General features: G+C 66.2%; 17 protein-coding genes and 1 pseudogene. 5 read left to right on the top strand and 13 right to left on the bottom strand.

What is annotated here, in order from left to right; translation table 11 throughout:
• Nucleotides 1–4: 4 nt before the first annotated feature.
• From E4L98_RS25830 to E4L98_RS25820, 3 genes are read left to right on the top strand one after another with little or no spacing between them, the layout of a single operon-like run.
• Nucleotides 5–1165: an efflux RND transporter periplasmic adaptor subunit gene (locus E4L98_RS25830; protein ID WP_135204404.1), complete on the top strand. Its 1161-nt coding sequence runs from the start codon at nt 5–7 to the stop codon at nt 1163–1165.
• A 9-nt stretch (nt 1166–1174) separates the two neighbouring features.
• Nucleotides 1175–4261, top strand: a complete 3087-nt coding sequence (locus E4L98_RS25825; protein ID WP_135204403.1) for an efflux RND transporter permease subunit — start codon at nt 1175–1177, stop codon at nt 4259–4261.
• A gap of 8 nt (nt 4262–4269) precedes the next feature.
• Nucleotides 4270–5310 (top strand): GGDEF domain-containing protein, encoded by a 1041-nt coding sequence (locus E4L98_RS25820; protein WP_135204402.1) that lies wholly within the window; start codon nt 4270–4272, stop codon nt 5308–5310.
• On the opposite strand, the gene E4L98_RS25815 is transcribed toward E4L98_RS25820, so the two are convergent.
• The gene (locus tag E4L98_RS25815) at nt 5284–6822 is read right to left on the bottom strand and encodes a class I SAM-dependent methyltransferase (protein ID WP_135204401.1); all 1539 of its coding nucleotides are present in this window, start codon (nt 6820–6822) and stop codon (nt 5284–5286) included. The two genes, E4L98_RS25820 and E4L98_RS25815, sit on opposite strands and share 27 nt — an antisense overlap.
• Before the next feature lie 87 nt (nt 6823–6909).
• Between E4L98_RS25815 and E4L98_RS25810 the strand changes: the two genes are divergently transcribed.
• Nucleotides 6910–7290 carry a hypothetical protein gene (locus E4L98_RS25810; protein WP_135204400.1) on the top strand — a complete coding sequence of 127 codons (381 nt, stop codon included), beginning with the start codon at nt 6910–6912 and terminating at the stop codon, nt 7288–7290.
• A gap of 36 nt (nt 7291–7326) precedes the next feature.
• Here E4L98_RS25810 and E4L98_RS25805 read toward each other — a convergent pair whose 3' ends face one another.
• From E4L98_RS25805 to E4L98_RS25755, 11 genes and pseudogenes are all read right to left on the bottom strand, one after another.
• Nucleotides 7327–8253, bottom strand: a complete 927-nt coding sequence (locus E4L98_RS25805; RefSeq protein WP_229257578.1) for a MaoC family dehydratase — start codon at nt 8251–8253, stop codon at nt 7327–7329.
• A complete protein-coding gene (locus tag E4L98_RS25800; RefSeq protein ID WP_229257577.1) occupies nt 8250–9614 on the bottom strand; it encodes a serine hydrolase domain-containing protein in 1365 nt (454 codons plus the stop codon). Before E4L98_RS25800 ends, E4L98_RS25805 begins: the two co-directional genes overlap by 4 nt.
• 38 nt (nt 9615–9652) lie before the next feature.
• Entirely contained in the window at nt 9653–12046 is a 2394-nt protein-coding gene (locus E4L98_RS25795) for a TonB-dependent receptor (RefSeq protein ID WP_229257576.1), read from the bottom strand.
• 75 nt (nt 12047–12121) lie between these two features.
• Nucleotides 12122–12829 (bottom strand): CPBP family intramembrane glutamic endopeptidase, encoded by a 708-nt coding sequence (locus tag E4L98_RS25790; protein WP_135204397.1) that lies wholly within the window; start codon nt 12827–12829, stop codon nt 12122–12124.
• A gap of 112 nt (nt 12830–12941) precedes the next feature.
• Nucleotides 12942–13256: pseudogene (locus E4L98_RS25785) on the bottom strand (redoxin domain-containing protein); the annotation flags it as partial.
• A gap of 9 nt (nt 13257–13265) precedes the next feature.
• Nucleotides 13266–13808, bottom strand: coding sequence for a carboxymuconolactone decarboxylase family protein (locus tag E4L98_RS25780; RefSeq protein WP_135204395.1), 543 nt, complete (start codon nt 13806–13808; stop codon nt 13266–13268).
• Nucleotides 13809–13887: 79 nt separating this feature from the next.
• The gene (locus tag E4L98_RS25775) at nt 13888–14541 is read right to left on the bottom strand and encodes a MarR family transcriptional regulator (RefSeq protein ID WP_135204394.1); all 654 of its coding nucleotides are present in this window, start codon (nt 14539–14541) and stop codon (nt 13888–13890) included.
• 51 nt (nt 14542–14592) lie between these two features.
• The gene (locus E4L98_RS25770; protein WP_135204393.1) at nt 14593–16719 is read right to left on the bottom strand and encodes a TonB-dependent receptor; all 2127 of its coding nucleotides are present in this window, start codon (nt 16717–16719) and stop codon (nt 14593–14595) included.
• 75 nt (nt 16720–16794) lie between these two features.
• Nucleotides 16795–17109 (bottom strand): hypothetical protein, encoded by a 315-nt coding sequence (locus E4L98_RS25765; protein ID WP_229257575.1) that lies wholly within the window; start codon nt 17107–17109, stop codon nt 16795–16797.
• A 62-nt stretch (nt 17110–17171) separates the two neighbouring features.
• Entirely contained in the window at nt 17172–17873 is a 702-nt protein-coding gene (locus tag E4L98_RS25760) for a LuxR C-terminal-related transcriptional regulator (RefSeq protein ID WP_135204392.1), read from the bottom strand.
• A gap of 28 nt (nt 17874–17901) precedes the next feature.
• Complete coding sequence (locus E4L98_RS25755) at nt 17902–18204, bottom strand: DoxX family protein (RefSeq protein WP_135204391.1); 303 nt, start codon at nt 18202–18204, stop codon at nt 17902–17904.
• A 248-nt stretch (nt 18205–18452) separates the two neighbouring features.
• On the opposite strand from E4L98_RS25755, the gene E4L98_RS25750 reads away from it, so the two are divergent.
• Nucleotides 18453–19109 (top strand): response regulator, encoded by a 657-nt coding sequence (locus E4L98_RS25750; protein WP_135204390.1) that lies wholly within the window; start codon nt 18453–18455, stop codon nt 19107–19109.
• A 12-nt stretch (nt 19110–19121) separates the two neighbouring features.
• On the opposite strand, the gene E4L98_RS25745 is transcribed toward E4L98_RS25750, so the two are convergent.
• Nucleotides 19122–21055: sensor histidine kinase (locus tag E4L98_RS25745; RefSeq protein ID WP_229257574.1), on the bottom strand; the 1934-nt coding region annotated here is incomplete at its 5' end.

Below are 21055 nucleotides of genomic sequence, written 5' to 3'. Positions count from 1 at the left end.
ATACATGGCCAAGCGACCTACGACCAAGCGTATGCTGATCATGGTGGGATGCGTCATTTTACTGATCGCCGTACTCGCGTTCGGGAAGTTTTTACAGATTAAAAAGCTGATCGCCAGCGCGCCCAAGCCGAGCGCCCAGGTGGTCACGGCGGCCAAGGTGGCCAGCGCCGAATGGCAGCCGCAGCTCACCTCCGTCGGCACGCTGACGCCGGTGCGCGGCGTCGACGTCACCACCGAGATCGCCGGCCTGGTGCGCGAAATCCGCTTCAAGTCCGGCGACGAGGTGAAGAAAGGCGAAGTGCTGTTCGAGCTGAACGCCGATTCCGACATCGCCCAGTTGCGCGCGCTGCAGGCCAACGCCGATCTGGCCAACACCACGCTCAAGCGCGACAAGCTGCAGCTGCAGGCGCAGGCCATCAGCCAGGCGCAGGTCGATGCCGACGAGGCGGACCTGAAGGCCAGGCAGGCGCTGGCCGCGCAGCAGAAGGCGCTGGTCGACAAGAAGACCATCCGCGCGCCGTTCTCCGGCAAGCTGGGGATCACCGCCGTCAATCCGGGCCAGTACCTGAACCCGGGCGACAAGCTGGTGACGCTGCAGACCATCGATACGGTCTACGTTGATTTCTTCGTGCCGCAAAAGAACCTGGCCAATCTGTCGCTCGGCCAGAAGCTGAACCTGACGGCCGACGCCTATCCCGGCCTGGCCTTCCCGGCCAAAGTCACCTCGATCAATCCGAAGATCGATCCGGCCACCCGCAACGTGCAGGTACAGGCCACGGTGCCGAACGCCAAACGGCAGCTGTTGCCGGGCATGTTCGCCAACGTCAGCCTGGATCAGGGCGAACTGAAAAAATATCTGACCCTGCCGCAGACCGCCATCACCTACAACCCGTACGGTTCCACCGTGTTCGTGCTGGCGCCGCCGCCGGCCGACGCCAAGGATGTGATGAAGGATGACAAGGGCCAGCCTTACGCCGTGGCGCAGCAGGTGTTCGTCACCACCGGCCCGACCCGCGGCGACCAGGTGGCCATCCTGTCCGGCCTGAAGGAAGGCCAGGTGGTGGTCACCAGCGGCCAGCTCAAACTGAAGAACGGCACCCCGGCGGTAATCGACAACAAGGTGCTGCCGGCCAACGACATCAATCCAAAGCCGCAGGAACACTGAGGATAGAGCATGAACTTTACCGATATCTTCATCAAGAAGCCGGTGCTGGCCAGCGTGATCAGCCTGCTGATCGTCGTGCTTGGCCTGCGCTCGCTGTTCAGCCTTCCGATCAACCAGTATCCGAAGACGCAGAACGCGGTGGTGACCATCTCCACCACCTACTATGGCGCCGATGCGGCGACCATCGCCGGCTTCATCACGCAGCCGCTGGAATCGGCCATCGCCCAGGCGCAGGGTATCGATTACCTGTCCTCGTCGTCCAACAGCGGCGTCTCGGTGATCACCGCCACGCTGCGTCTGAACTACGATTCCAACCGCGCGCTGACCGAGATCACCACCCAGGTCAACTCGGTCAGGAACCAGCTGCCGCAACAGGCGCAGCAGCCGGTGCTGACGGTGCAGACCGGCCAGACCACGGACGCCATGTACATGGGCTTCTACAGCGACACGCTGCCGACCAATAACGTCACCGATTTCCTGCTGCGCGTGGTCAAGCCCAAGCTCGATTCGATCCAGGGCGTGCAGACCGCCGAGCTGCTGGGGGCGCGCCAGTTCGCGCTGCGCGCCTGGCTGGACTCCAGCAAGATGGCGGCCCACGGCGTCACCGCCGCCGAGGTCAGCGCGGCGCTGGCGTCGAACAACTACCTGGCCGGCCTGGGCGCCGCCAAGGGGCAGATGGTGACCGTGCCGCTGGTGGCCGGCACCGACCTGCACACGGTCGATGAGTTCAAGCAGCTGGCCATCAAGGAAAGCGGCGGCGCCATCGTCCACCTGGAGGATATCGCCACCGTCACACTGGGCTCCGAGAACTACGATTTCAACGTGGCGTTCAGCGGCGTGCGTTCGGTGTTCATCGGTATCAAGGTGGCACCGGAGGCGAATATTCTGGATGTGGCCAAGCGCGTGCGCGAAGCCTTCCCCGGCATCAAATCCCAGCTGCCGACCGGCCTGACCGGCGAAATCGTGTACGACTCGACGGAGTTCATCAACACCTCCATCGACGAAGTGATCAAGACCCTGATCGAGGCACTGATCATCGTGACGGTGGTGATCTACCTGTTCCTGGGCAGCTTCCGCGCGGTGATCGTGCCGGTGGTGGCGATGCCGCTGTCGCTGATCGGCACCTTCTTCGTGATGCTGCTGCTGGGGTATTCGATCAATCTGCTGACGCTGCTGGCGATCGTGCTGGCCATCGGCCTGGTGGTGGACGACGCCATCATCGTGGTGGAAAACGTCGACCGCCACATGAAGCAGGGCATGGCGCCGTTCGACGCCGCCATCATCGCCGCGCGCGAGCTGGGTAGTCCGATCCTGGCGATGACGGTGGTGCTGATCGCGGTGTACGTGCCGATCGGTTTTCAGGGCGGCCTGACCGGCGCGCTGTTCACCGAATTCGCTTTCACGCTGGCCGGCGCGGTGGCGGTGTCCGGCATCGTCGCGCTGACCCTGTCGCCGATGATGTGCGGTCACTTCTTCGACCACACGCAGGACGAGGGTAAATTCGTCCAGGCCATCGACAAGGTGTTCAACAAGGTGCACGACGGCTATCTGCGCGTGCTGCATAGCCTGTTGAATACCTGGTCGGTGCTGATCGTGTTCGGCGTGATCGTGTTCGCGCTGCTGATCGTGCAGTTCAAGATGTCGCAGTCGGAACTGGCGCCGGAAGAGGACCAGGGCATCGTGCTGTCGCAGGTGGTCGGCGCGCCGACCGCCACTTCCGACCAGATGCAGACCTACGCCAAACAGATCTTCGAAGTGGCCAAGTCGCTGCCCGAGTACGAGCAGATGTTCCAGATCACCGGCGTGCCGACCACCAATGCCGGTATCGGCGGCGTGCTGTTCAAGTCCTGGGACAAGCGTTCGCGCTCGGCGCATGAAATCCAGCAGGAGCTGCAGGCCAAGTGGAATCACATCGCCGGCGGCCGCGTGGCGGCATTCCAGTTCCCGGCGCTGCCCGGCAGCTCCGGTCTGCCGGTGCAGTTCGTGATCACCACCACCGAGCCGTTCGAGAACCTGAACACGGTGGCGCAGGCGGTGCTGGACAAGGCGCGTAAGGACAACAAGTTCTACTTCGTCGACGTCGACCTGAAGATCGACACGCCGCAGGCCAAGGTCGAGGTGGACCGCGACAAGCTGGCCACGCTGGGGCTGACGCAGCAGGACTTCGGCAACGCCATGGCGGCGGCGCTGGGCGGCGGCTACGTCAACTACTTCTCGATCGCCGGCCGTTCTTACAAGGTGATCCCGCAGGTGCAGCAGGTGGACCGCCTGAACGCCAGCGACGTGCTGGACTTCTATATCAAGACGCCAAACGGCGACATGATCCCGGCGAGCACCGTGGCCAGCATCAAGTACAGCGTGCAGCCGGAATCGATCACGCGCTTCCAGCAGCTGAATTCGGCCACCATCTCGGGCGTGACCGGCGCCTCGCAGGGTGAAATCCAGCAGTACCTGCGCGACACCCTGGCGCAGGTGGCGCCGTCCGGCTACACCGCCGACTTCTCCGGCGAATCGCGCCAGTACGCCAAGGAATCGGGCGGCTTCCTGGTCACCATGCTGTTCGCGATCATCATCGTGTTCCTGGCGCTGGCGGCGCAGTTCGAAAGCTTCCGCGATCCGGTGGTGATCCTGTTCTCGGTGCCGATGGCGCTGTTCGGCGCGATGACCTTCATCTTCCTCGGCTTCGCCTCGATCAACATCTATACCCAGGTCGGCCTGGTGACGCTGATGGGCCTGATTTCCAAGCACGGCATCCTGATCGTGGAAGTGGCCAACCATCTGCGCGAGGGCGGCAAGTCCAAGCGCGAGGCGATCGAGGAAGCGGCGGCGACCCGCCTGCGGCCCATCCTGATGACCACGGCGGCGATGGTGTTCGGCGTGATTCCGCTGGTGATCGCCTCCGGCGCCGGCGCGGCCGGGCGTCACGCCATGGGGCTGGTGATCTTCACCGGCCTGTCGATCGGCACCCTGTTCACCTTGTTCGTGGTGCCGGCCATGTATATGTTCCTGGCGGGCGAACACAAGGCGGAAGCCGCGCCGGCCGACGACGCGCACGCGCCGCCGCCGAACGAACCGGCTCCGCAAGGCGCGCATTGAGGGATGCCATGAACGGGGACGAGAGCGCCGGCCGCAGTCGCTGGCGCTGGCGGTCCACCGGGCGCCAGCGCAGCCAGCAGGAAGTGATCCTGATGCTGCTGTGCGCCCTCAGCATCCCCAGCATCCTGCCGTTCGGGATCTATCGGCTGCTCAACGGCGCCTGGATGTCGGCGGCGGTGGACATGGCGCTGGTGCTGGCCATGTCGGCGGTGATCGTCCACGTCTGGCGCACCGGCCGTCACAGGGTGGCCAGCCTGGGCGTCACCATCTTTTACTCGGCCGGCATGCTGGCCACCGTCTATCTGCGCGGCGTGTCGCTGGTCTACTGGGTGTATCCGACCATGATCGCCGCCTACTTCGTGCTGCGGCCGACGCTGGCGCTGGCCATCAACAGCGTCGGCCTGCTGATACTGATCGCCATTCTGGTCGCGCAACTGGCGACCATCAACCTGGCCACTATCATCGTCACCATCGGGCTGGTGAATCTGTTCGCCTACATCTTTGCCTATCGCACCGGCCGGCAAAACCAGGAATTGCACACGGCGGTGGAGCGCGACTTCCTGACCGGCGTCGGCAACCGGCGCGCGCTGGAACGGCGTCTGGCCGAGCATGCGCAGGAACGCCGTCCGCAGCTCGAGGCCAGCCTGCTGCTGCTCGATCTCGACCATTTCAAGCAGATCAACGATCAGCATGGCCACGCCGCCGGCGACCAGGTGCTGGTGCGGCTGGCGGAGCTGATGCGCCGCCACACGCGCTCGTCGGACCGCATCTTCCGTTACGGCGGCGAGGAGTTTGCCATCATCGCCGCCGGCGCCAGCCTGATCGCGGCCGGCCATCTGGCGGAAGGCTTGCGCGCGGCCGTCGCCGCCGCCACGCTGCTGGAGGGGCATCCGATCACCATCTCGATCGGCGTCGCCTTCATGGACAAGGCGCACACGCCGGCCGATTGGCTGGCCGAAGCCGACAAGCTGCTGTACGCGGCCAAGCAGGGCGGCCGCAACAGGGTATGCGTGGCGCCGCCGTCAGTCCACCACGCCGAGGGCGATTAGCAGCGGCAGACGGGTGGCGCTGAACGCTTCGGCGCGCACGTTGAGTTCCGCCAGGTTCTGCTCGTCGCCCTGCAGCGTCGCCCCATCCTTCACCAGCGCCTGGCCCTGTGCCTTGAGCAGCGCCCAGGCGTAATCCGCCAGCTCGCCGGGCTGGCCCTTGCCGTGCACGCGCGCCAGCAAAAACAGCTGCTGTATGCGCTCGACCGTGACGCCGCCGCCCAGCACCGGACTGGCCAGAAACTGCACGGCCTGGCCGCCGCGCGCCTGCTCCAGCAGCACGCGGTTCAGCGCGCTGGCGCGCGGCCTGCAGCGGGCGATGGCCTCGTCATCCTGGGCGACCGCCAGTGCGCCTTTTTCCATCAATACGATGGCCGCCTGCTGCACCTGCGCCAGCGATATCTGATACTCGCGCAGCGCCTGCGCCAGCTGGCCGATGGTGCGCGGCTGGTGGTCGGCCAGCAGCTGCAGTACCGGCTTGTAGATCGCCTCACTCAAGGTAACCTGGCCCAGGATGCTGTTCAGCGTGTAGCCGACCTCGGCGGCCGGCATGAACAGCACCACGCGCAAGGCGCTGATCTGTTCCGCGTGCTCCAGTGGGGTGAGCTGGCGCGGCCCCTTGACCCAGTAATCGCGGCGGAACTGCTGGTTGATCATGAAATCGCGCACGCTCTGGCGGAACACCGGGTCCGGCAGCTCGTCCAGCAGGGCGCGCTGTTCGGCCGTCAGCTGGACTTCCGGGACATGCTCGGCGGCGGTGGCGGAGCAGGCGAAATTCAGCTTGGCGTGTTCCAGCCAGTCGGCCACCTTGGCGAACGACATGGGCAGCCAGTCGCGGTTGAAGTATTCGTGGGCGACGTAATGGCGGTCCTGCGCCTCGATCGCCTTGAGCCGCTCCGCCACTTGCGGATGGGCCCTGGCGAAGGCCGGATTGGCGGCCCACAGCTTGCGCGCGAAGGTGATGGCGTTGTCGACCTTGGCCACCATGCCGGCGCCGGGCGAGGTCATGATCTCGGCGTGGCGCGTCAGCAGGTCGCGTACCGGCACCATGGCGGTCCAGCCGGGCTGGGTGTTGTAGCTGAGGTAGAGGATGCCGCCCACCTTGAGTTTGCGGCGCAGGAAGTCGACGATGACGTCGCGGTTGTGGTCGGAGATCCAGCTCCAGATGCCGTGCAGGGCGATGTAGTCGAAGTCGGGCAGGTCGTCGCGGGCGCAGAATTCGGCGAACGCCTGATCGTAGAGCTGCGCGCCATCGCTGTAGCTCGATGCCAGCTGTTGGGCAAAGCCGGCCTGGGAGGGATTGAAGTCGGTGCCGTACCAGCGCGTGCCGGAGGCGGCGGCATGAATGTTGACGCTGACGCCCTGGCCGAAGCCCAGTTCGCACGCCGTGCCCACGCGCGGCGGCACCAGCCGCGAATTCAACAGCAGCAGGCGCGCGCGCAGCGGGTTCAATTCGGCGTAGTAGCCGTAGGTATAGGCGATATCCGCGACGTAACCGCTGGTCCAATCCGACATATCTTCTCCCTGGTCTGGTTTGCCGGATATTTTAAAAAAATTGTAACTATGGTGACGCACGCAAGGCCGGCGTGGCAGAATCAACGCATGAAGACCACGCTTATCGTTCTTTTGTGCGCCGTGCACGGATTGAGCCTGGCGGGGCCGCAGCAGCAGCCGGTGGCGCCGGATCTGGGCGCGCCGGAGAAGCCCGGCCTGACCGATGAGGTGATCAGGAAGGCGGTGCGCGACACCATCGCCGAGGATCCGCGCCCGCTGCCGGCCGACAAGCAACAGGGCCCGGCTTACCGCAGCGGCGACAGCACTTCGGCCCGCATGAGCGCGGCGTTCGACGAGGCCAAGGTGCCGGACTGCCTGCACGGCGATGCGCTCAGACTGCAGCCTGCCACCATCGGCCCGATCGCCGTGGTGGGGCCGTACGCGCTGCCCTGGCTCATCGCCGCCGCCGTGCGCGGCAAATGCCGCTAGGGCGGCAGACGGCCCGGCGCCTGGCGCGCAATGCGGTCAGCGCAGGCGCCCGGCCAAATGCACCGTGTCGCCATCGCCATCACCACCGCTGACCAGGCGCAATGCGCACCAGCCGGCAGGCGCTTCCGCCATATCGGCGTCTGGCGCCTGTGCATGGGGGGCACGGCTGGTATCCCCGACCTGCACGCACAGCATGGGCGAGGGCAGGGGCACCGGTTTAAGGAAGCGCACTTCGATTTCGCTGAACGCGAGGCCATGCCGCATCAGCACCTCGTAGCTGCGCACGAGACTGCCGAAGCCGTGCAGCACCATGCCCTTGAAGACGGATTGCCGCGCCAGCGGGGCGCACCAGTGTATGGGGTTGAAGTCACCGGTCAGCAGGGCGAAGTGCAGGCCGTCACGCCGGTCGGCCCGCCAGCTGCCGGCGGTGTGCCATTGCGGCTCCGCTGGCCGCGGCGGCTGCGGCGTCTTGAGCGGACGCGGGCCGGGCTGCAAAAAGCTCATGTGCAGTCGCGTCTCCACCAGCGCCGGCTGCTGTGTCGTGCCGGTGCTGACGACCACCACGACTTTGGCGCGCCCCGGCGCTTCCTCCATCTTCTCGATGGCGGCGCTGAGCCGCAGCGGCACGCCGCGCGGCAGCGGGCCGCGCACGCGCAAGTCGACACCCTGGTTGATCACGCTGGTCAGCTTGTACGCCGTGCGCAGCAGCAGTTCGCCGACCAGCGGCAGGCTCCATTGCGACACCATGTGCGGCGGCAGTTCGCCCGCATAGCGGCCGTCGGCGCCGGCCCAGGCCAGGTATTCCGCCACCAGGTCGGTGGGCGGTGCCGGGATGGTGCGCGTGACCGGTGCGATGTTCGTGCCGGCGGCGGGCGGGCGCAGCGTGTGGCCGACGATGCGCGCGCCGGCCAGCAGCATCGCGCCGTGGTGGCGCAGCAGACCGAATGGCAGGGCGCCGCTCACGGTTGCGCCGCCTTGAGCACGGCCGCCAGCAGCGCCTGCGGCTGATACAGCAGCTTGTGCGGCGTCAGACCCAGGCGCACAAGCACCAGCTGACGCGACGGCACCACGGCGATGCTCTGTCCATCATGGCCTTCCATCCAGTAGGTGTCGGCCGGCAGCTGGAAGCGTGTATCGGGATTCTGTCCTTCCGGCGTATTGCCGGACGGTCCCCAGCGCCATACCTGGCCTTGTCCGTACTGCCCGCCCGATATCGCCGCCGCCTGCTGCATCATGCCGACAAATCCCGCGGGCAGGATGCGCTTGCCCTGCCAGACGCCTTCCTGCAGCAGGAACTGGCCGAAGCGCGCCCAGTCGTGCGTGGTGGCGTACATGTAACTGGAGCCGACCAGATTGCCGCGCGCATCGGCTTCGATGACCGCGCTGTTCATGCCGAGTGGCGCGAACAGGCGGTCGTGCGGCAGCGACAGCACCGCCGGCGACGTCGGGCTGTGGGCCTTGCCCGCCGCCGCGTTCTGCCACAGTCGCGACATCAACACCGTGGTGCCGCTCGAATAGTTCCAGCTGGTGCCGGGCGCCTGCTCCAGCGGCTGCCCCATCGCGAAGCCGGCCATGTCCGGCTCCAGGTACAGCATGCGGGTGACGTCGGAGACGTCGCCATATTCCTCGTTCCAGCGCAGGCCGCTGCTCATGGACATCAGCTGCGCCAGCATGATGGGCGAGCGGTTGTCGCTTTTGTCCGGCCAGAAGCCGCTCTGCTGCATCGACAGCTTGCCCTCGGCGATCTGCATCCCGACCAGCGCCGCACTGACGGTCTTGGTCATCGACCAGCCCAGCAGCGGCGTGGCTGCGCTGAAGCCCGCGCCATAGCGCTGCGCCACCAGCCGTCCGCGATGGATCACCGCCATGCCGCGCATGCCCGGTCCCGCCAGCGCATCCTGGTCCAGCACCGCCTGCACGGCCGCATCGGTCTGCGCCTGCGAACCCGTGGGCCAGGGCACGTTGGGCGAGGGCGCCCAGATCGGCAAAGGATTGAACTGGTATTGCGATGCCTGCGCCACGTCGCCATCGGGCACCGCCGCGCAGCCGGTGCCGGGCCGGTAAATGGCCATGCCGTCGCCGACGAAACCGAAGAACTGGGTGCGCACCAGCTTGCGCTGCGCATCCACGCTGACGCGCAGATGTTTGAGGACGGGATGGCCGGGCGCCTGCACGTCGTCGGCCAGCACGGCCTGCGCATCGCGCCCGGCGATGAAGACATTCGAGCACACGATCTTGGCGCCGTAGTTGGCGCCGACCCGCAGCAACTCCGGCGGCCGCACCGCCAGTGTCGCCGCACCGCCCGCCACGACCGCTACCACCACCAACGCTGCCGCAACAGCCGGTCCGGTTTTTGATGACATTACATGCTGGCCCTGAATTCGACGCCGATCGCGCGCGGCGGCGTCAGATATGCATATGGCGCGCCGTATTGCTCGGTTTGCCCCCCGAGCGATTGTACATAACGCTGGTCGAACACGTTGTTCACGATGAGCGCGACGCCGTAGCGCGAGCCGGGGCTGTCCCAGCCCAGGCGCAGATCGTATTTGCTTTGCGCGCGGCCGGTCTTCAGTGTCGCCGTCGTCAGGCAGCTCAGGTCCGCCGTATCGGTATTGCAGCGCTGCGCGGTGGAGTGCGTGCCCTGGAAATTGACGCTGGCGCGGCCGGCCGCCAGTTCCCAGTTCATGTTCACGCCCGCCATAGCGGTCAGGCGCGGCGTGCCGACCGGCTGCCCGCCCAGGTCCAGCATGACGTTGCCGCCGGCGTCCAGGCGCTGATAGCGGGTGTAGGTCTGGTCTATGTATTCGAAGCCGCCGAACAGCGTTACCCGCGGCGACAGGCGGATGCGGCCATCGACGTCCAGACCGTGCGCTTTCTGGTCGCTGGCCACCACGTTATAGGTCGGCACCGTGCCCACGCTGTAAAGCTGGATGTCCTGCAGGTTCTTGAACTTGTAGGCAAACAGCGCGGCGTTGACGGTGGCGCGCATGGCCGGCAGCGCCAGTTTCACGCCGGCCTCGAAATTGGTCATCTTCTCCGGCTCGAAGCTCGGGTCCTGGCCGGTGCGCGTGGCGGAAGCCGGGTTGGGCGGCGTGAAGATGTTGAAGCCGCCGGCCTGATAGCCGCGCGCGACGGAGGCGAACAGCAGGGTGTCCGGGTTGAGCTTATGGTCCAGCACCAGGCGCGGGCTCCAGTCGGTCCAGTCCTTTTCGCGCGTGACCGGCGCGGCGGCCAGTTGCGCGGCGGTGGCGAAGATGACGTTGGACGGGAAGGCGCTGGCGTCGATCCCGGCCAGCGGCCCGAAGCGATTGAGGAAATCGTCCAGCTGCGGCGACACGCGGCCCGGCACGAACCAGGTCATGCGCTTCTTGTCGCGCGTGTAGCGCAGGCCCGCGGTGACGTTGGTGTGCGGCGTCAGATGCCAGATGGTGTCGCCGTAGACCGAGGCGGAGCGGGTACGTACGTCGCTGTAGTGGGTTTCGTCCCAGGAGAACACGCTGTCGGGACGGATGCCGGGCAGTCCGGCCGCCGCCAGGCCGCCGAACAGCATGGCGAAATTGGCATCGCCGCCGGCGAACTGGCTCAGGGTGTCCAGCGTGCCGGTGGTGACGAAGGCGCCGGCGTCCTGGTGCTCGTTGTTGTGATAGAAGCTCAGGCCCGCGATCCAGTCCAGCGTAGCGGTTTTGCCGGACAGCTTGAACTCCTGCTGGAAGCTGCGCGCGCGCTTGGCGTCCTGCGTGGTCAGATACAGGTCGGGCCGCGCGCCGCCGTCGTTGTCGGTCAGGTTGTGGGTCTGGAAGCGGCGGTAAGCGGTGGTCGAGTTGAAGGTCAAACCGGCCAGCGGCGCTTCGATGCGCAGGTTGGCGCCATCGAACGTGCGGCCTTCGTTGCCCTGCTGGTCATTGGCCAGCGGCGCGCTGAAGGGATCGACGAAATTGGCGGTGTAGGCGGCATCGTAGACGCCGCGGTAGCCGGCCAGCGGCAGCGCCGGATTCTTGATCACGCCGAAGGCCGGGCGGCCGTACTGCTCCATGTTTTCGTGCTCGAGGCCCAGCACCACCCTGGCGACGTCGACGTCCTTGCGCAGCGAGATGCGGGTGGCCCAGTCCTTGTCGCCGCCGGACTTCTTGCCGGTGGCGGCGTTGTCCGCCCAGCCTTCGCTGCCGGCGCGCACGGCGACGATGCGCGCCGCCATGGTGCCGCTGATCGGCAGGTTGAGCATGACGTCCGCATTGGCGCGGTTGAAGCGCCCGACTTTCAGATGGCCGGCGGCGTCCAGCTGAAATCCGGGATCGTTGGTGACGATGGCGATGGCGCCGGCCGCGCTGTTGCGGCCGAACAGGGTGCCTTGCGGTCCCTTGATCACCTCGATGCGCTGGACGTCGATGAAGTTCATCAGCGCGCCGCCGGTCTTGCCGGTGTAGACGCCGTCGACATAAATCCCCACCGGCGAATCGGTGGCGATGCCGAAGTCGCCGGCCTGCACGCCGCGTATGCCGAAGCCGGGCTGGGTGGGTTCGGTGGCGTCGACCACCAGGCCGGGAATGTAGCCGTTGAGGTCCGCCAGGTCCTTGGCGCCGATCGCCTCGATATCTTTGGTGGACAGCACCTGCATGGTCATCGGCACGTCCTGCACCAGCTGTTTGCGGGACTGCGCGGTGACCACCACCGACTGCACATCATCGGCGGCGCGGAGCTGGGGTGCGAAGAAAGCCGCGGCCAGGCTGGCGGCGAGTAGCGTGCGTTGCGTCTTCATGTCGTCCTCCAAAGATGTGGTTTTATGTTTTACCCAACTCCCGATGAGACTATGTAAATGACGGCTTGCGTGGCTTCAGGGCGATACGGCTTGCGCCTTGTCGCCATCGTCCTGATTGATGATCTTGTAGTAGGCGATGGCGGTCATCGCCGGCAGGCCGGTGTGCAGTACGATCAGCCACCACAGGCTGCCTGTCAGCGCATAGCCGCCGGCGAACAGCAGGGCGGAGACGATGCTGGCGCCGATCTGCTTGCGGCTGGTGTAGCCGTGGGCCGCGCCGTAGGCCACGCCGGCAATGATCACGGTGCGCCAGACGCCCATCACCGGCGTCAGCGCCAGCAGCAGGAAGCCGCGGTACAGCAGTTCCCAGCCGGCGCCGAGGAACACCGACAGCACCAGATACAGATTCAGTTCGCGTTTGGTGCGCGGCAGGCTTTCGTCCCGGCGCAGGCGTTCATAGTCCGCCGCCAGTTGCTCGGGATTCAGGCTGCGCTGGCGCAGCTTGCCGGCATAGTGCAGCAGCGGCAGGAGGATGGCCGGTATCAGCAGGCACCATAGCGCGGCGCCGGAATCCGGCGGCGCCAGTCCCAGGTCCGCGGCGCCATGGCCGCTCCACCAACTGGCCAGCAGCAGGGCCACCAGCAGGATGGCGATTTCGCGGATGGCCGTGCCATACACCTGCACGCGCGGACGGCGCGGCGTGATGGACTTTTGCAGGCTGCGCCACAGCCGCATCGACGGCAGTATCACTACCAGGTAAAGTACCAGCGCGAGATCGATCATGTAACGAGAACTATTATTATCCGGATGGTTGATTATACGTTACAAAATAATTAATCTGGAAGTGCCGGCAAGCGCCGGCACGCGCCGATTATACGTTACAGGATAATCATGCCGGTTCGTCACCGGAAGGCCGGTCGATCGCCACCGGGAAGTCGATGCGGTACTCTTGCACGAAGGCTTCCAGCGCGGCGCGGTTCATCACCGCATGATGCTCGAACACCGAGTGCAGTCCGAGCACCGCCACGTCCTGCTCCGCAAAAGTGGCGCGGATGGTCCTGGCCTGCGGGATGCCGTGCGAGACGCAGCCGGGGCACAGCATCTGGAAGGCGTGGATCACCACCACTTTGCCGCGCAACTGCGCCAGCGACAACGGCAGTGCCGCGTTGAGCCAGGATTCGACCTGCAATTCCGGGGCGACAGGGTACATGGCCGCTCCTTACTTGGCGCGCAGTTTGACGGCAGGGAAATCGACCGGCACCTGGAACGCCACGTTCACGTAGTTGGTGAACAGGTTGAGCGCCACATGCGCCAGGATCTCCATGATTTCTTCGTCGCTGAAACCGACGGCGCGCAGGCCGGCCACTTCCTCGTCGCCGATCTGGGCGCGGTTGTTGACCACGGCGGTGGCGAAGCGCAGCGCGGCGGCGGTCTTCGGATCGTCCGACCGGCCGGCCTGCGCCGCGCTCATTTCATCGGCGCTGGCGCCGGCCTTGCGGCCCAGGACCGTATGCGCGGCCAGGCAGTATTCGCATTCATTGCGGTCGGCAATGGCGACGGCGATCTGTTCGCCCAGCTTGGCCGGAATCACGCCGCCGCCCAGGGCGCCGAACGCGCCCCACATGCTTTTCAGCGCGGCGGTGGAATTGGCCACGGCCTTGAACATGTTGGGCGTGGCGCCAAATGCGCTCTGAATCTGGGCCAGCAGTTGTTGGCGTTCGCCGGTGGTGTCGGCGGGGGTAACGAGAGCGATGCGGGACATGGTGATTCCTTTCAGTGGTTTAAAATAGGAGTCCTAACTAATATAGCCAAAAAAAATTGCGCAGGATCTGGTGGCAACCCTATGCAAACACTTTCCAGTTCCGGGCCTTGGCCGCCGGCTCGGCTGGTTGATGCTCCTGACAATCCATGCGCAGCAGCGGTACCGACAATGGTGCATCCACCAGATTGCAGTGGTGCGGCGCAGCCTTGCCCGGATGGCGGTTCGGTTCAAAGAACCGGCACGACAAACAGGCGCGCATTTCGGGAAAACGTTCGGTCTTCTGCAACTGGGAGATCAGTTTGAACAGACCGGTCAGCAGCTCCGCCTGCTGTGACGCGGGCAGGGCGGCCGCGGCCTGTTCGGCGAAACCGAGGGCGCTGCCGATGCGGGCCGCCATCACTGCACCTTCCGGTGTCAGGAACAGTGCGGTGGCGCGACCATCGTCCTCGGCGCGGGCTTTGACCAGCAAACCCTTGGCCACCAGCGCCGACACCGAATCGCTGGCACTGGCGGCGCTGATCGACAACTGCGATGCGAGCCAGGACAGGCGCACACCCTGGGTACGACCCTGCAGCAGCTGCAGCATCTCGGCCTGGGTGGGATTCAGGTTTTCGGCCGTGGCGAATTCCCACATACCGGAGCGCATCACACTGGCGATGCGCCCGATAGCGGTAACGATGCGCGCTGAGACATCAGGCGTATCCTGCCACGGCTTGTCGGTTTTGGTGTCCATGCGTGGCATTATACACGGCCGGATTTAATTGACAAGGACTCCTAACTATATTTAAAAACTGGTCGAAATCCCGGCGTACAGCGAGCGGCGCTCGCCATACTGCGGCGCGCCGACGCCGATGCCGGAACCGTCGCGCAGCAGATAAACCTTGTCGAAGGCGTTGATCAGCGCCAGGCGGCCCTCGACCGTGCCGACCGGCGTGGCTTTCCAGGTATGGGTCAGCGCCAGGTTGACGGTGGCGTAGCGCGGCAGGTGCCCGGAGTTCGGCGCGCCGCCGTCCGGCGTCATGCGCAGGCCGCTGCCGTACAGGACGTCGCCGCTGACCTGGTTGTCGCCCCAGTGGTAATGGGCGCCGCCCGACACCGACACGGTCTGGTCGTGATCGACGTGCACGTAGTGGTTGGCGATGTAATCGAGTTCGTCCTGGCCGAACAGGGCCTGGCCGGAAACGATGTTGCTCGCTTCCGCCTTCTGCGTGGTGACGTTGAGGAAGCCGCCCCAGTTCTTCTGGTTGTAGACGGCCGACAGTTCCAGGCCCTTGGCGAAACCGCGGTCGTAATTGAACGGCGACAGTATCAGCGCCTGGCCGAACTGGCCTTCATCGAGCATGTTGCGGATGCGCTTGTAGTAGGCGTCAGCGGTGAAGGTCAGCTGCTCGCTGAACTGGTGGCTCAGGCCCACGTCGAAATAATGGGTGCGTTCCGAGCGCACGTTGTCCGAGGCTGCCACCTCCGGCGCGTTCGAGGTGCCGGCGTACTTGTCGATGCTCGACTGCGCCGCCAGTTCCTGCGGCGGCGGCGTGAAGTAACGCGAGTAGCCGGCGTGCAGCGCCGTGCCCTTGGCCAGCTGGTAGGCGACATTGACGCGCGGGCTCCATTGCTGTTCGTCGACGAAGGCAGCCACCTTGTCGAAGCGTACGCCGTAATTGACCGTCAGCGGCGCGCCGATATGCCATTCGTCCTGCAGGTAGACGCTGGAGGAGTGGCCGGTCTTGCCGCCATTGTCGACGATGGTGCGTGGCGTGGTGCTGGCCTGGGTGCCGTCGTCGTTCATGTCGAACACGCTGACGCTGTTGTCGCTGTGCGTGGTCTGGCGCGTGTAGGCCAGGCCGGCGCGCAGGGTGTGGGCCTCATTCAGCTTGTAACTGGCGTCGAACTGGGTGCCGCTGGAGGCGTTCGAGCGCAGCGTGTTGGACGATACGCCGTTGTAGGCCAGGTCGCCCAGCGCATCCGGAATGTAGCGCAGTTCCGAATACTGGTGAAAGCCCGACAGCTGGTAATTGAAATCGCCCATGCTCTTCTGCAGCGACAGCACCACGAAGCGGTTCTTCTCGCGCTGGTTCTCATCCAGCTGCGACGAAGCCGGCGGCGTGGCGCCGCCGATGGCGAACGCCGGTTCCTGCGCCGGATTGTTGGGGATCTGGAAGCGGCCGTTGTAGGTGCCGAACATCAGGCCGAGTCGGGTGTTATCGTCCAAAAAGTACGACAGCGCGCCGAAGGATTTCGACTGCCTGGTCTTGTCGTGCAGCGCGCTGCGGGTAGGCAGCGGATTTTCGATGCCGAGCCCGTTCGACAGGTAGCTGCCGGACAGGTAGTAATTGAACGCGCCCTGGGTGCCGAAGAATTCCGCGCTCGGCTCGACGTGATCGTGGCTGCCGACCAGCACACCCACGCGGCCGCCCGATTTCGGCTGGCCTTCCTTGGTCTGGATGTCGACGATGCCGGCGGTGCGCAGGCCGAATTGGGCCGGCAGCGCGCCGGTGATGAAATCGGTCGACTCGACGAAACGGGTGTCAATCGATTGACCGAAACCGCTGATCGACTCCGGCAGCTGCACGCCGTTGACGCGGTACTGCACGTTGCCATGGTCGTCGCGCACGTGGATCGAGCCCGAGCCTTTGGAATCCTGGCTCACGCCCGGCAAGCGCAGCAGCACTTCATTGAAGGGCGTGTTGTCGCCCTGGCCCAACTGGTCGACCATGTGCTTGTCGATGCTGTAGATGGTGGTGCCGACGTTCGGCGACAGGTCGATGCGGGCGCTTTTCAGGTGGGCGGCGGTGACTTCCACCGACGGCATGACATCGGGCGCAGGCGCCGCGTCTTCGGCCAGGGCGTGGTGGGCGTAGAAAGCGGCGGCGATCAGCAGCGGCAGGGTGCGGAGTTGTGGCGTGTGTTGCATGTTCAATCCTCGAATGTTCAGACGTGGCGGCGCAATGGCCCGATCAGGCGCAGGCGGCAGCCGATATTAAAAAGTTCAGATGGAAGAAACAGCAACGCCGGGCGGCGCGTGGGAGGGAGGCGTCAGGTATTCATTGCGTGCCGTACGCACCGGGACGGCCGGCATGACCAGTGCCACGCCGGCCTGCGGCGCCACCGGCAGCAGCGCCAGCGCCAGCGGCGGCACGCCGCCCGCGGGCAGGTGCACCACCGAGCAGGCCGCGCAATCCGGTTCGTGGTCGGTGTAGGCGTGGGTGTGGGAATTCGCTCCCAGCAGTTGCAGCGCCAGGAACAGCAGCACGAAAAACATCATGACGCGCTGGTAGCGCGACTGGCGTTTTGGCGTGTTCATGGAAAGGGCCTGGGCATGCATCCCCTGATTTTACAGGGGATTTGCCCGATACGGCAACGCCATCAATGCGGATTATTGGTCAGGAACGAGTCGCTGACCAGGCCGCGGCGCGCGGCCAGCACCACGGCGTGGGTGCGTGCCGTGGCGCCAAGCTTGTCAAAAAGACCTTTGACGTGGGTCTTGACGGTGCCGACGCCGATGCCCAGTTCGCGCGCGATCGACTTGTTGCACTGGCCCTGGGCCAGCAGCTGCAGCACGTCGGTTTCGCGGCTGGTCAGGCCGATGCGGGTGAAGCTGTCCGCCACGCAGCGGCTCAGTTCCGCGCTGAGGTAGCGCATGCCGCGGCTCAGCGAGCGCACCGCCGTCAGCAGCTGCTCGGGATCGGCGTTCTGCAGCAGGTAGCCGTGCACGCCGGCCATCATGGCGGTGCGCACTTCCCATTCGCGTTCCAGCTGCGTCACGATCAACACCCGCGCCGGGGTGTCGTGGTGCGGCGCGCTGGCGCAACGGCGCATGTGTTCCAGGCCGTTGCGGTGGTCGAGGATGACGACGTCCGCGCCACCGTGGCCGACCGCGTCGGCGGCGGCCACGGTGGTGATGTGCATATCGCCGTGCGCGCCCAGCAGCGCGGCCACGCCGGCGCTGACTATCGGGTCCGCGTGTGCGATCAGCACTTGGACTTTGTCGCCTTGTTGGACGATGGCGTTGGTGTTACCGGTACCGCCGACGGCGGTCTGTGGCCAGGTTCGGTTATCCATTCGCATGTCACTCTCCTAAAATAAAAAACCAGAATCAGTCGCGTTCCATGTGGTTCAGCGGCAGCACCAGCCGGCGCCGCCCGAACAGGCGGGCGTCCAGCGAATACGCCCCCGCGCCCAGCAGGACCAGGGCAATCGCCGTGATCACGGCGATCAGCAGCGGCGCCGCATGGCTCCAGGTGGCGTGCCCCAGGCACACCATCTGGTAAGCGCCGCTGAGCAGGCTGGCGATGGGCGTCAGCATGCCCGACACCAGCGCCAGGCCGACGACCAGTTCGACCGCCGCCAGCCACCAGGGCGTGGCGCCGGTGCAGCCATTTTCGGCAAGCAGCTGCAAGCCGACCGCCACCCTTAACAGCAGGAGGCCAACGCCCGCGCTCCCGCGCGGAAAACCGGAGCTGAATCCCCGCATGTTCGTTTGCCTCTCACATGGATACGCTATGCTGAACAGAAGGTTAAGCGTTTCACCGGTTTTTGCCACGCCCCGATCCGGGAGGTAGCCTCTACCCAAATGGAGGTATAGTGTCATGGTTGCGGATGTGGCATGATTAGGCTACACGCCCGAAATTTATTCGAGAGAATCTCATGACCCCGGCCCCGACCCCGCCGATCTCCATCCTCAGCGTGGATGACCATCCGATGTTCCGCGAAGGCATAGCCAGCGTGATCGCCGACGAAGACGACATGCGGCTGGTGGCCGAGGCCACCAACGGTGTACAGGCGCTCGACGCCTATCGCCGCCTGCAGCCCGACGTGACGCTGATGGACATCCAGATGCCCGACATGAACGGCATCGACGCCACCATCGCCATCCGCAAGGAGTTCCCCAACGCCCGCATCGTGGTGCTGACCACCTACGAGGGCGACGTGCTGGCGCAGCGCGCGATTTCCGCCGGCGCCGCCGGCTATCTGTTAAAGAGCATGCTGCGGCGCGAACTGCTGGCGACCATCCGCTGCGTGCACGAGGGCCGGCGCAGCATCCCGGCCGCCGTGGCCAGCGGCATCGCCGAGCACTGGCACGAGGGCGCGCTGAGCAAGCGCGAAGTGGAGGTGCTGCAGCTGGTGGCCGGTGGCCAGAGCAACAAGCGCATCGGCATGCACCTGGTGATTTCCGAGGAAACCGTCAAGGTGCACATGAAGAGCATCCTGGCCAAGCTGAATGCCAGCGACCGCACCCACGCGGTGACGCTGGCCATCGAGCGCGGCATCCTCGACCTGCATTCCTGCGGCGTGGTGCAGTAAGCGGCCGGGTGCTTAGGCGGCCTCGCGCCGCAGCCAGCGCCGCAGCGGTCCCGGCTGGTGCAGATGAATCGTCGCGGCCGGCGTCACCACGTGCACCACCGTGCCCATGCCCGGACGGCAGCGCAGCTCCAGCGTGGCGCCGATCTTGGCGCCGCGCTCGCGCATGCCGATCAGGCCCCAGTGGCCGGGCCGTTCGCCGGCCGCCAGCACCTGTTCATCGATGCCGCGGCCGTCATCGCGTACCTGCAGCGTGACGAACTGGCTGGCATAACCCAGTTCCAGTTCGATGCGGCTGGCGCCCGAATGGCGGAAGGCGTTCAGCAGCGCCTCGCGGCCGATGTGGTACAGGTGTTCGGCCGCCACCTCGTCCAGCGCGGTCGGCTGGCCGGTGACGATCACCACGAAGTCGGCCGCCTGTTCTTCGCGCAGATGCTGTCCCAGCTCGGTGAACAAACGTGGCAGCTCGTGCTGGTAGCTGCCGGCGTCGCGCAGGCCGCGCACCTGGTTGCGGCCTTCCGCCAGCACGTCGTCGGCCTGGTTGAGGATTTTTTCCACCAGCTGGTGCGCTTCGCCGCCGGCCGGCAGACGCTTGAGCAGGGTCTGCACGCGCAGCATCAGCCCCTGCACGCTCTGCAGGAAGGTGTCGTGCAGCGCGCGGGCGATGCGTTCGCGCTCGTCGGCACGGTCTTCCAGACGAATGCGCAGCCGGCGCGTCACGTGGCGCAGGTGCAGGCGGTACGCCGCGAACAGCGCGCCGCCCGCGGCCAAAGCGCACAGCAGCTTGAACCAGGCGCTCTGCGCGAAGGTGGGCGGGATGGTGAAGGCCAGCTGCGCTTCCTGCGGATTCCATACGCCGTCCTCGTTGGCGGCCATCACGTGAAAGCGGTAGCTGCCGGGCGCCAGGTTGGTGTAGAACGCCTGGCGGCGCGTGCCGGGATCCTGCCAGTCGTGGTCGACGCCATCGAGCCGGTAGCGGAAGCGCACCCGTTCCGGCACGCCCAGGCTGAGCGCCGTGTAGTCGATGCGCAGGCTGTCGCTGCCTTCGGGCAGGGTCAGGCCGGGCAGGGGGCTGTAGCGCTGCTCGCCGATCGCCAGGTCGCGCACCAGCACCGGCGGCGCGACCGGATTATGCGTCAACCGTCCCGGATCGATCCAGTTGATGCGGTTGGCGGTGGCCATCCACAGCAGGCCGTCGTCGCCCGCCACCAGCGAGGGCATGGGACGCAGCTGCGAGGCCGCGCCCAGCAGGCCGTCGTGGGCGTCGTAACGCTCGTATTCCACTTCGTAGCCGGGCTGCCGCAGCGCGCGCGCCAGTTCGGCGGCGGCGATGCGGCTCAGGCCCTCGGTGCCGAACAGCCACAGGTCGCCCTGCGCGGTGCGGGCGATGCCGGAAATGCCGCGGAAGGTTTCGCCGCCGCGGCCGTGCAGCGTCGTGAAGCGCTCGTGGTCCAGCCACGCCACGCCACGCTCGCCGCCGGCCCACAGCAGGCCGCCGGCGGTGTACAGCGTCAGCACGTTGCCCAGCTCCACGCCGTGGTCGGGGCCGTACTGCGTGACCCGGCCCTGGCGCAGGCGGGCGATGTGGTTGCGGATGTAGCCGCCCCACAGCGCGCCGTCGGCGTCGGTGGCCAGGCAGGTGGGGAACTGGTCGCCCATGCCGGGCAGGATCGGCGGCAGCATCGCCTGTTGCAGCCAGCGCCCATCGCGCAGCAGGTACAGGCCGGCGCGCACGATCGACACCCACATGCCGCCGCCGGCCGCCCGGCTCATGGCCTGCACCTCGTAGCCGCCGGCGTCCGGCGGCAGCGGGTAGCGCTCGACGCGGCCGCCGGCCACGCTCCACACTTCCTCGTCGTTGCCGGCCCAGAGCACGCCGTCCGGCGCCCGGTACAGGGCCGAGATGCGTGCCGACAGCGCGGTGCGGCGCTCGCCCTCCGGCCCCAGGG

It is taken from the genome of Duganella callida (assembly GCF_004614165.1).
Taxonomy (GTDB): domain Bacteria; phylum Pseudomonadota; class Gammaproteobacteria; order Burkholderiales; family Burkholderiaceae_D; genus Rugamonas; species Rugamonas callida.
This window is presented reverse-complemented; position numbering and strand designations above follow the sequence as displayed.

What these genes read in the sequence shown, in the direction of transcription:
- E4L98_RS25830 (WP_135204404.1), top strand. Translation starts at nt 5, where the DNA reads ATGGCCAAGCGACCTACGACCAAGCGTATGCTGATCATGGTGGGATGC.
- E4L98_RS25825 (WP_135204403.1), top strand. Translation starts at nt 1,175, where the DNA reads ATGAACTTTACCGATATCTTCATCAAGAAGCCGGTGCTGGCCAGCGTG.
- E4L98_RS25820 (WP_135204402.1), top strand. Translation starts at nt 4,270, where the DNA reads ATGAACGGGGACGAGAGCGCCGGCCGCAGTCGCTGGCGCTGGCGGTCC.
- E4L98_RS25815 (WP_135204401.1), bottom strand. Translation starts at nt 6,822, where the DNA reads ATGTCGGATTGGACCAGCGGTTACGTCGCGGATATCGCCTATACCTAC.
- E4L98_RS25810 (WP_135204400.1), top strand. Translation starts at nt 6,910, where the DNA reads ATGAAGACCACGCTTATCGTTCTTTTGTGCGCCGTGCACGGATTGAGC.
- E4L98_RS25795 (WP_229257576.1), bottom strand. Translation starts at nt 12,046, where the DNA reads ATGAAGACGCAACGCACGCTACTCGCCGCCAGCCTGGCCGCGGCTTTC.
- E4L98_RS25790 (WP_135204397.1), bottom strand. Translation starts at nt 12,829, where the DNA reads ATGATCGATCTCGCGCTGGTACTTTACCTGGTAGTGATACTGCCGTCG.
- E4L98_RS25780 (WP_135204395.1), bottom strand. Translation starts at nt 13,808, where the DNA reads ATGTCCCGCATCGCTCTCGTTACCCCCGCCGACACCACCGGCGAACGC.
- E4L98_RS25775 (WP_135204394.1), bottom strand. Translation starts at nt 14,541, where the DNA reads ATGGACACCAAAACCGACAAGCCGTGGCAGGATACGCCTGATGTCTCA.
- E4L98_RS25770 (WP_135204393.1), bottom strand. Translation starts at nt 16,719, where the DNA reads ATGCAACACACGCCACAACTCCGCACCCTGCCGCTGCTGATCGCCGCC.
- E4L98_RS25765 (WP_229257575.1), bottom strand. Translation starts at nt 17,109, where the DNA reads ATGAACACGCCAAAACGCCAGTCGCGCTACCAGCGCGTCATGATGTTT.
- E4L98_RS25760 (WP_135204392.1), bottom strand. Translation starts at nt 17,873, where the DNA reads ATGCGAATGGATAACCGAACCTGGCCACAGACCGCCGTCGGCGGTACC.
- E4L98_RS25750 (WP_135204390.1), top strand. Translation starts at nt 18,453, where the DNA reads ATGACCCCGGCCCCGACCCCGCCGATCTCCATCCTCAGCGTGGATGAC.